Here is a 1,711-nt window from a genome sequence, read left to right as displayed (position 1 = left end):
GACACAGCGCGTGTTGGTGGTGGCGGTTGTGGACTTGCGGGGCCCCCGGGGTGCGTACCCCCGGCGGGTGGCTTACCAAAACCCGGTCGACGGGAGTGCCCCCAGGTGTACCTGCGGGGGCCACTCCCGTTTTCGCGTCCGCTCCCCGGCTGCTTTCCGTCCGCGCGGCTTGCATTGTGAAACCGATCGGTTTACCGTCATGGAGGAGGGAAACCGATCGGTTTCCACATCGTGTCCGCTGAGGTTCGGAGAGAGTCATGACCGCAATCGAGGGTTCCGTCGTCCTGGTCACCGGTGGCGGCAGGGGAATCGGCAAGGCGCTGGTGGAAGGGCTCTTCGAGCGGGGCGCGAAGAAGGTGTACGCCACCGCCCGCGACCCGCGGACCGTCAAGGACACCCGGGCCGTACCGCTGGCCCTGGAGGTCACCGACCCCGCCTCCGTCGCGGCTGCCGCGGAACTGGCCGGCGACATCACGGTCCTGATCAACAACGCGGGTGTCTCCATGCACACGTCGTTCCTGGACTCGCCGGTCGACGACGTACGCAAGGACTTCGAGACGAACTTCTACGGGCCGCTGCTCACCGCCCGCGCGTTCGTCCCCGTGATCGAGCGCAACGGCGGCGGCCACATCCTGAACGTCCACTCCGTACTGTCGTGGATCGGGCTGGCCGGCTCGTACAGCGCGTCCAAGGCGGCGCTCTGGTCCCAGACCAACTCCCTGCGGCTCGACCTCGCCCCGCGCGGGATCAGCGTCACCGGGCTGCACGTCGGTTACGTCGACACCGACATGACCGCGGCGATCGACGCGCCCAAGTCCTCGCCCGTGGACGTGGCGGCGCAGGCGCTCGACGGCATCGAGAGCGGCGCCTTCGAGGTCCTCGCCGACGATCTGACCCGCCAGGTCAAGTCCGGCCTGTCGGCCGACCTTTCGGTCCTGTACCCGCAGCTGGTCGCCTGACCGGCACGCGGCGAACCCGGTAGACCGATCGGTTTCTGTCGGCCGAGCGACGGAGGTAGCCTCGCCCCATGGCCACCACCACGGACAAGACATCCACGAGGGACCGGCTGCTCGACGCGGCCACGGAGCTCTTCTACCGCGACGGCGTCTCGCTCGGCGTCGAGGCGCTGTGCCGGGCCGCCGGGGTGTCCAAGCGCTCCATGTACCAGCTCTTCACGAGCAAGGACGAGGTCCTCGCGGCGAGCCTGGAGCGGCGCGCACCGGAGTACGGGCGGATGCTGCATCTCGGGCCCGAGGATCCGCGGTCGCCGCGGGAGCGGATCCTGTACGTCTTCGAGCAGCTGGAGCGGGTGGCTGCGCAGGACGACTACCGGGGGTGTCCCTACCTGTCGGCGCTGGTCGAACTCAAGGACCCCGAGCATCCGGCCAGTGTCGTGGCCCTGCGGGTCAAGGGTGCCTTGGTCGAGGCGTTTCGCGTGGACGCGGAGCGGGGAGGGGCGCGTGATCCTGAGCTGCTGGCGCGCCAGCTCACGCTGGTCTTCGACGGGGCGAGTGCGCGGGCGGGGGCGGGGGCGGAGACGCTTGCTGGTCTGACGACCACTACGGCGGTGGCGTTGCTGGACGCGGGGGGTGTGAGGTAGCGGCTCGTGTGCGGCTCCGGTGGGGGCGGGCCGCGCAGTTCCCCGCGCCCCTGAAAAACGGGGCTGAGCCCCTGCTTTTCAGCCCCGCAGGCCCCGCAGGCTGCTTGGGGG

At 70.0% G+C, this 1,711-nt stretch carries 2 protein-coding genes; both read left to right on the top strand.

Annotation, left to right across the window (positions count from 1 at the left end; translation table 11 throughout):
* The first annotated feature begins 257 nt into the window (after positions 1-257).
* Positions 258-959, top strand: coding sequence for an SDR family oxidoreductase (locus ACFVH5_RS44345; RefSeq protein WP_385839364.1), 702 nt, complete (start codon positions 258-260; stop codon positions 957-959).
* Between the two features lie 68 nt (positions 960-1,027).
* Positions 1,028-1,600, top strand: coding sequence for a TetR/AcrR family transcriptional regulator (locus ACFVH5_RS44340; protein WP_385839363.1), 573 nt, complete (start codon positions 1,028-1,030; stop codon positions 1,598-1,600).
* Positions 1,601-1,711 lie beyond the last annotated feature (111 nt).

Origin of the sequence: Streptomyces sp. NPDC127119, from assembly GCF_042677425.1 — a bacterium.
GTDB lineage: Bacteria > Actinomycetota > Actinomycetes > Streptomycetales > Streptomycetaceae > Streptomyces.
Note: the sequence above shows the minus strand (reverse complement) of the source record. Positions and strands in the feature narration are given on the sequence as shown.

Bases quoted from the DNA above. Each gene is read 5' to 3' on its own strand.
- ACFVH5_RS44345 (WP_385839364.1), top strand. From the start codon at position 258: ATGACCGCAATCGAGGGTTCCGTCGTCCTGGTCACCGGTGGCGGCAGG.
- ACFVH5_RS44340 (WP_385839363.1), top strand. From the start codon at position 1,028: ATGGCCACCACCACGGACAAGACATCCACGAGGGACCGGCTGCTCGAC.